We start from the raw sequence: 7,771 nt of genomic DNA, 5'->3' as shown, positions 1-7,771 counted from the left end.
GACGGTCTGGGTGAGCGTCGATGTCGGGATGCCGATGATGACGTAGGTGCCTCCGGGCGCCGTCGCCGCCATCAGGCGGTACTTGCCCAGCGTTCCCGCGGTCGCCTCGGTCACCGCGCCGCTGTCGGGATCGCCCGGTGTGCGCAGGTCCGCGATGAGCGCGGACTGGTCGGCCGAGGTCATCGTGTGCACGGTGAGGTCGCTGCCGACGTAGGCGCCGGTCACGGTCTGGGGTGACGTCGGCCCGTTCGAGAAGTTCTGCACCACCAGGAGGAAGCCGGCCTCCTGGCGTCCGCCGGTGAGGATCTCGGCCGCGGTCGAGGTCTGATCGACCCGCAGCAGCTGCATCTCGTTCGTGAGGCGCGCGGTGAGATTGTCCTGCAGGATGTGATTCAGGATCGCACCGGTCGCGAAGCCGATCGCCACCAGCAGAACCGAGACGAAGCCGATCACTGTGACCATGAGGCGCGTCTGCAGAGACCAGCGGCGTCGCAGCCACTGCCGGGGGGAACGGGCCATCACTGCGAGGCTTTGATCATGTAGCCCACGCCGCGCACCGTGTGGATGAGGGCCTGGGTCTCGCCCGCGTCGATCTTCTTGCGAAGGTACGAGATGTACAGCTCGACGACGCTGGAGCGTCCGCCGAAGTCGTAGTTCCAGACGCGGTCGAGGATCTGCGCCTTCGACACGACGCGACGCTGGTTGCGCATGAGATAGCGCAGCAGCTCGAACTCGGTCGCGGTCAGCTCGATCTCGCGTCCCGCGCGTTCGACCTCGTGGCTGTCCTCGTTGAGGGACAGGTCGCCGACCCGCAGGATGGGTTCGGCGTCGCTCGCCTGGGCGGTTCCGGCGCGACGCATGAGACCACGAAGGCGCGCGACGACCTCCTCGAGGCTGAACGGCTTCGTGACGTAGTCGTCGCCGCCGGCGGTGAGTCCGGCGACCCGGTCGCTGACCGAATCCTTCGCCGTGAGGAACAGCACCGGCACATCGCTGCCGGCCTGGCGCAGGCGGTGCAGCACCGACATCCCGTCGAGGTCGGGCATCATGATGTCGAGCACCATGGCGTCGGGCTCGAAGTCGCGGGCCGCCTGCAGCGCCTGGAAGCCGGATGCCGCGGACTTCACGTCCCAGCCCTCCATGCGCAGAGCCATCGACAGCAGATCGGTGAGCATCTGCTCGTCGTCGACGACGAGCACACGCGGGGGAGTCCCGTCGGCGCGGGTGAGGGCGGGTGCAACGGTGGGCGTGGTCATACCTCCGATTCTGCGCGCCTGTCTATGAGTCGACTATGGCAGATCCTATGTCCCTGCTGTGAGTTTCGGAAGGCTCTCCCTTCATCGGCGGCACATAGGCGACAGATGTCGCGCACATCATCCCGGTGCCTACCGTCCCAGGCGGGACACAGACCCCGAGAGGAGACCTTCCACATGTATCTGAGATACCTGCGCCGCGAGCTCGGTGGGCGCAAGAAGCAGACGGCGATCGTCGCGGCCGGACTCGCAATCGCCATCGCGCTCGTCGTCATCGTGAACTCGCTCGCCGCAGGCGTCAAGGACGCGCAGAGCCAAGCGCTCGCGTCCGTCTACGGCGTCGGCACCGACCTGACCGTCACCGGAGCAGTGAGTCAACCCGGATCATCCACCGATTCGAGCAACGGCCGCTTCCAGTTCGGCAGCGGCGACGGCTCGACCTCCGACGGCACGACGACCCTCAGCCAATCGCGCCTGGTCACCGACATGCGCCGCGGCACGCTCGACGCCACCGCGCTGTCGACGGTCACCTCGACGACCGGGGTGGCCGCGGCATCCGGCGCGCTCAGCCTCACCAACATGACCTTCTCGGGGCAGATCCCGTCGCAGAGCTCGTCGAGCGGGTCGACCGGCACCCAGGGTCAGCCGCCGTCGGGCGGCGAGAGCGGGGGCGCGGGCGGCCCCAGCTCGTTCGACGTGAACTCGTTCACGGTGCTCGGCATCGACCCGTCGAACGCCACTGTCGGCCCCCTCTCGGCGGTCACCGTCAGCTCCGGCCGTCTGCTCACCGCGAGCGACAAGGGCACCGACGTCGCGGTCGTCGACTCGACGTACGCCACGAGCAAGAGCCTCGCCGTCGGCAGCACGATCTCGGTCGGCGGCACCGACATGACCATCGTCGGGATCGTCGCCTCGAGCACCTCGGACTCGTCATCGGCCGACACGGCCAGCGACGTCTACATCCCCTTGGATGTCGCGCAGAAGCTCGCGGGCGTCGGCGACGTGGTTTCGACGATCTATGTGCAGGCGACCTCCGCCGATGCGATCTCGAGCATCAAGACGGACCTCAGCGCCGCGATCTCGGGTGCGACCGTGAGCTCGCAGAGCGACCTCGCCTCGACCGTGTCGGGCTCGCTGTCCAGCGCCACCTCGCTCATCACCAACCTCGGCACCTGGCTCTCGGTCATCGTGCTGGTCGTCGCCCTCGCGCTCGCCGTGCTCTTCACCATCTCGGGCGTCTCACGACGCACGCGGGAGTTCGGCACCCTCAAGGCGATCGGCTGGTCGAACGGCCGAGTCGTGGGGCAGGTCGCGGGGGAGACCCTCGTGCAGGGCCTCATCGGCGGCGTCGTCGGACTCGTGATCGGCCTCGCCGGGATCATCATCATCAACATCGTCTCCCCGACGATCTCCTCCGCCCCGTCGACCTCGACCGGCGGTCAGGGCGGTCCCGGCGGCGGTGGCGGCGCACCGGGCGGCTTCGGTCAGACGACCCAGGCGGTCAGCAACATCGTCCTCCACGCGCCCGTCACCGTCTGGGTGATCGTGGCGGCCATCGGCCTGGCCGTGCTCGGCGGTGTCGTCGCAGGCGCCTTCGGCGGCTGGCGCGCAGCGCGGCTGAGCCCTGCCGAAGCCCTCCGTTCGGTCGCGTGAGCCGCGGCATCCCTTCGACACAGGTCAGGACAGGACACATGGACACCACCATCGACACCACACCGGAATCGGTCGAGGCGCCCGTCGCCGCGGCCGGCTACCGACTCAGCGCCGTCGTGAAGACGTACGCGCAGAAGAAGCGCACCGTCACCCCTCTCAAGGGGGTGGATCTGGAGATCGGCGCGGGCGAGTTCGCGACCATCCAGGGCCCGACGGGCGGCGGCAAGTCGACCCTGCTGCAGCTGCTCGGGGCGCTCGACCGCCCCACGAGCGGCAGCGTGAAACTCGGCGACATCGACATCGCGACGGCGTCGAACGCACAACTGGGACGCCTTCGCGCCACGCAGATCGGGTTCGTCTTCCAGGGCTTCAACCTCATCCCCACGCTCACCGCCCAGGAGAACGTCGAGATGGGACTCGCCCCGCTGGGCCTTCCCGCGGCCGAACGGCACGCGCGGGCGGTCGAGGCGCTCACCCACGTGGGCCTCGCCGACCGGCTCGACCACAAGCCGGGCGAGCTGTCGGGAGGTCAGCAGCAGCGTGTCGCCATCGCGCGCGCCACGGCGAAGCGCCCCGCTGTGCTGCTGGCGGACGAGCCCACCGGCAACCTCGACGAGAGCATGCGCGACGAGATCCTCGTGCTGCTGGAGTCGCTGAACGCGGAGGGGCTCACCCTCCTCGTGGTGACCCACGACTCGGCCGTCGCGAAGCGCGCGCATCGGCGTCTCCGCCTCGAGAAGGGCGAGGTGCGCGACATCACGCGCTGACCCCGTACACGCGAACGGCGCGCGGTCCCGGATGCCCCGGGGCCGCGCGCCGTTCGTCGTGCGGGGTCAGTGCGTGTCGACGGCCTCGATCTCGGTGCGGTCGCCCGACCACTGCGTGTGGAAGGTGCCGTCGCGGTCGACGCGCTTGTAGGTGTGGGCGCCGAAGAAGTCGCGCTGTCCCTGGATGAGGGCCGCCGGCAGCCGGTCGGCGCGCAGGCCGTCGTAGTACGACAGCGACGACGAGAACGCCGGGCTGGGGATCCCGGATGTCGCGGCCACCCGCACGATCTCACGCCACGCGCTCTGCGCGCGCTCGAGGGCGTCGACGAAGTACGGGGCCGTGAGCAGGACGGGGAGCGTCGGCTGCTCGTCGTAGGCCTCGGTGATGCGGTTGAGGAACTGGGCGCGGATGATGCACCCGCCGCGCCAGATCGAGGCGACCTTGCCGAGGTCGATCGACCAGTCGTACTGCGCGGCGCCGGCGCGGATCTCGTCGAACCCCTGCGAGTACGCCACGATCTTCGACGCGTAGAGCGCGAGGCGCACCTGCTCGACGAACGCGTCGGCGTCGTCGACCGCGATCTCGCCGCGCGGGCCGGGCAGGTTCTGCGACACGGCGCGCTGCTCGGGGTGGCTCGACAGCGAGCGGGCGAACACGGCCTCCGCGATACCCGACACGGGCACCCCGAGGTCGATCGCCGTCTGCACGGTCCAGCCGCCAGTGCCCTTCGCTCCGGCCTGGTCGAGGATGACGTCGACGAGCGGGCGACCGGTGGTGGCATCCGTCTGTCGCAGCACCTCCGCCGTGATCTCGATCAGGTAGGACTGCAGCTCGCCCTCGTTCCACGCCGCGAAGATGTCGGCGATCTCGGCCGGCGACTTGCCGGTGCCGCGACGGATGAGGTCGTAGGCCTCGGCGATCAGCTGCATGTCGGCGTACTCGATGCCGTTGTGCACCATCTTCACGAAGTGGCCGGCACCGTCGTGTCCGACGTGCGTCACGCACGGCTCGCCCTCGGCGATCGCGGCGATCGAGCGCAGGATCGGCCCGAGCGTGGTCCACGACTCGTCGGAGCCGCCGGGCATGAGCGAGGGGCCGTTGAGCGCGCCCTCCTCGCCGCCGGAGACGCCCATGCCGACGAAGTTGATGCCCGTCTCGCGCACGCGCTTCTCGCGGCGGATCGTGTCGGTGAAGAGGGCGTTGCCGCCGTCGACGATGATGTCGCCCGGCTCGAACACCGAGATGAGGTCCTCGATGACCGCGTCGGTCGGGCCGCCGGCCTTGACCATGATGATCGCGGTGCGCGGCTTCTGCAGCGACGCGGCGAACTCGGCGTAGTCGCGCGCGGGCACGAATCCGGCCTCGGGGTGCTCGGTGAGCAGCTCCTCGGTCTTGGCGTAGGTGCGGTTGAAGATCGCCACGGTGTTGCCCTCGCGGCTGGCGAGGTTGCGGGCGAGGTTCGACCCCATGACGGCGAGTCCGACGACTCCGATGTTGGCTGCTGCCTCGGTCACTGATGCTCCTTGGATGCGCGGCGAACGCCGCAGAAACGTGCGCTTCCAGCCTAGAGGGCGCGGGGCCGCCCGGCGGGGCGTCAGACTGGGGCGATGGGGATCGTCGTGGCCGGGCCGAGCGGTGTCGGCAAGACCGTCGTCGGCGAGGCGCTCGCCGCTCGCCTGGGCGCGCCGTTCGTCGACGGCGATGTGCTGCATCCGCCCGAGAACATCGCGAAGATGTCGGCCGGGGTGCCGCTGACGGACGCCGACCGCTGGCCGTGGCTCGACCGCGTCGCTGCGGCCGCTCGGGAGGGCGCGGTGGTCGCCTGCTCCGCCCTCGCGCGCCGCTACCGCGACCGGCTGCGGGCTGGCGACCCGGCGGTGCGATTCATCGTGCTGAGCGCCGATGCGGCGGTGTTGGAGGAGCGGATGCGGGCGCGCACCCACTTCATGCCGCCGTCGCTGCTGGCCTCCCAGCTCGCGCTCGTCGAGCCGCTCGATGCCGACGAACCCGGGGTCGCACTCGTCTCCGACCTGTCGCCTCAGGCGACCGCCGAGCGCGCGCTCGACGCGCTCGGCGGCACCGCTCAGACTGAGCCGAAGAACTGACGCAGCGCCGGCACGCGCCGGATCACGAGCAGGTCGAGCGCGAGGATCACCAGCAGCGACAGCCCGAACAGCGGCAGGAAGAGCCCGAGTGCCACGACGGCGGCGAGCAGCACGATGTTCGTGAACAGGGGGAGTCGCCCGCGTGGGGCCGCCATGCCCGTCGCGCCGCCGCGACGCTTCCACCAGAGGACGGGGCCTGTCACGCACAGGAAGATCACGCCCAGGCAGAACGCGGTCGTGATGACGGTGTTGAGCGGGCCGAAGCGGCGCCCCTCGTGCCCGGCGATGCCCTGCGACACGATCTTCGCGAGCGTGCTGTAGTCGGCGTAGCCGTACTGTCCGACGACCGCGCCGGAGTACTGGTCGACGTGCACGGTGGTCTCGAGCGAGACATCCGACTCGGCCGGATTCCCGTTGTTGTGCCACTGATCGCCGAAGACGCTGTAGACGCCCGTCTCACCTTCGGGGTAGGCGACGAAGTACGGCTCGGGCGCGCCCTGCGCGCGGGCGGTGGCCACGGCGGTGTCGATCGAGATCACCGAGCCCGCCCCCGTCGAGGTGCCCGTGCGCCCCTCGGAGATCGCCCACCCGGCCGGTCCCGACGATCCGTCGGTGCGCTCGATGAGGTCTCCGACGGTCGAGGATGCCCCGGGGTCGTCGCCCCAGAGCCCGGTGCCGTTCTGCGCCGCGACCTGCTGTGCCTGTGCGCCCCAGAACCCCGTCCAGGGCAGGCCCGAGACGACGAGGAACAGGATGCCGACGCCGACCCCGAGACCGACCCAGGCGTGCGTGGAGCGCACGCCCGACATCGACAGGCGCTTACGCCGGGCGCCGACGCGCGGCTTGCGTCCGAGGAAGAAGATGATGCCTCCGGTGATCGACAGCACGATCGCCCAGCAGGCGCCGAGCTCGATGACGCGATCGCCGAGGTCGCCCGCGAGCAGCGTGCCGTGGATGCGCAGAGCCCAGTCAGAGACGAGGTCGTCGGTCGACAGGTCGCCGGTGACGCTCGCGCGGAACGGGTCGACGTAGACGTTGCGGGTGGTGTCGCCGACGGCGGTGACGAACATCGTCGACCGGTCGCCCGAGTTGTCGGTGACCGAGAGGATGTCCCGGTCGGGGTAGGCGGCGCGCACGGCGGCCTCCTGCGCCGACAGCGGGGCGCGCTCCGCGCCCGCGGATGCGCTCACGGTGAGCACGCCCGGGTGGGTGAGGGCGTCGACCTGGGCGCGGTAGAGATAGGTGAGCCCGGTGATCGCGAGGACGAGCAGCACGGGGATGACGATCGCCGAGCCGTAGAAGTGCCACCGCCAGAACGCCGCGAACCAGTTGATGCGCCGGCGGCGCGGAGCCGGTGCGGGGGTGGCGGCCTCGAGCGGAGGCGCGTCGGCGGTGGTCATGGCGGTGCTCCCGGGGTTGTCAGCAGATATGTCTACAAATCGTAGAGTAATCTCAGGGATCGTCTCACCCGACCCCCGACCGCTGGAGTGCCATGTTCTCGCCGCTGTGGAGCGCCGTCTTCACGATCCTGTTCTCGGTGACGGGTCTCGTCTCCCTCGTCTCGCTCGTGCGTACCCGCCGGGCGGCACCCGCGGGGGCGCCCTTCGGCACCGCCGAAGTCGTCGAGGTGGCGCACCTGCTGATGAGCATCGCCATGGTCACGATGGTGTGGTGGGCTGCGGGCGCCGAACTCACCTGGGCGCAGATCGCCGTGTTCGCGGTCGTCGCGATCGCGCTGCTGGTGTCGCTTCCGCAGTCCCCCTCACGCGCGGGGCGGGTCGACCTCGCCGGACACGTCGTCGTGACCGGCGCGATGGTCTGGATGCTGGTCGCCATGCCGGCGCTCATGGGCTCCGGTGGGGACGGGACATCCGGTCATCATCACGGCGGCGGAGCGACGGATGCCGCGGCGCCGGCCGCGACCCCGGAGTGGATCGTCGTGCTCAACGGCGTCGTCATCGCGGTCGTCGCCGCCTTCGCGGTGTGGTGGAT

The 7,771-nt window shown here is 70.2% G+C and carries 6 protein-coding genes and 2 pseudogenes; 4 read left to right on the top strand and 4 right to left on the bottom strand.

The window, feature by feature from the left end; genetic code table 11:
• Together ASG00_RS18590 and ASG00_RS13040 are read right to left on the bottom strand one after the other, a co-directional pair.
• A pseudogene (locus ASG00_RS18590) lies at nucleotides 1–519 on the bottom strand (hypothetical protein); the annotation flags it as partial.
• Nucleotides 519–1,256 carry a response regulator transcription factor gene (locus ASG00_RS13040; protein ID WP_045248658.1) on the bottom strand — a complete coding sequence of 246 codons (738 nt, stop codon included), beginning with the start codon at nucleotides 1,254–1,256 and terminating at the stop codon, nucleotides 519–521. The gene ASG00_RS13040 and the pseudogene ASG00_RS18590, both read right to left, overlap by 1 nt.
• A gap of 174 nt (nucleotides 1,257–1,430) precedes the next feature.
• Here ASG00_RS13040 and ASG00_RS13035 point away from each other — a divergent pair, with 174 nt between their 5' ends.
• Together ASG00_RS13035 and ASG00_RS13030 are read left to right on the top strand one after the other, a co-directional pair.
• Nucleotides 1,431–2,906, top strand: coding sequence for an ABC transporter permease (locus ASG00_RS13035; protein ID WP_045248659.1), 1,476 nt, complete (start codon nucleotides 1,431–1,433; stop codon nucleotides 2,904–2,906).
• Nucleotides 2,907–2,944: 38 nt separating this feature from the next.
• Nucleotides 2,945–3,673 carry an ABC transporter ATP-binding protein gene (locus ASG00_RS13030; protein ID WP_045248660.1) on the top strand — a complete coding sequence of 243 codons (729 nt, stop codon included), beginning with the start codon at nucleotides 2,945–2,947 and terminating at the stop codon, nucleotides 3,671–3,673.
• Nucleotides 3,674–3,739: 66 nt separating this feature from the next.
• On the opposite strand, the gene gndA is transcribed toward ASG00_RS13030, so the two are convergent.
• The gene (gene gndA, locus ASG00_RS13025; protein ID WP_056210369.1) at nucleotides 3,740–5,143 is read right to left on the bottom strand and encodes an NADP-dependent phosphogluconate dehydrogenase; all 1,404 of its coding nucleotides are present in this window, start codon (nucleotides 5,141–5,143) and stop codon (nucleotides 3,740–3,742) included.
• 138 nt (nucleotides 5,144–5,281) lie between these two features.
• Here gndA and ASG00_RS13020 point away from each other — a divergent pair, with 138 nt between their 5' ends.
• Nucleotides 5,282–5,779, top strand: coding sequence for a gluconokinase (locus ASG00_RS13020; protein WP_056210122.1), 498 nt, complete (start codon nucleotides 5,282–5,284; stop codon nucleotides 5,777–5,779).
• Here the strand turns inward: ASG00_RS13020 and ASG00_RS13015 are convergent.
• On the bottom strand, nucleotides 5,758–7,179 hold the full coding sequence (locus tag ASG00_RS13015; protein WP_056210120.1) for a PepSY-associated TM helix domain-containing protein: 1,422 nt from the start codon (nucleotides 7,177–7,179) through the stop codon (nucleotides 5,758–5,760). The two genes, ASG00_RS13020 and ASG00_RS13015, sit on opposite strands and share 22 nt — an antisense overlap.
• A gap of 92 nt (nucleotides 7,180–7,271) precedes the next feature.
• Between ASG00_RS13015 and ASG00_RS19000 the strand changes: the two are divergent.
• Nucleotides 7,272–7,771: pseudogene (locus ASG00_RS19000) on the top strand (DUF5134 domain-containing protein); the annotation flags it as partial.

The sequence above is a fragment of the Microbacterium sp. Leaf351 genome, from assembly GCF_001423825.1.
GTDB classification, from domain to species: Bacteria; Actinomycetota; Actinomycetes; order Actinomycetales; family Microbacteriaceae; genus Microbacterium; species Microbacterium ginsengisoli.
The sequence above is the reverse complement of the archived record's forward strand: the minus strand, read 5'-3'. Positions and strand labels throughout refer to the sequence as shown.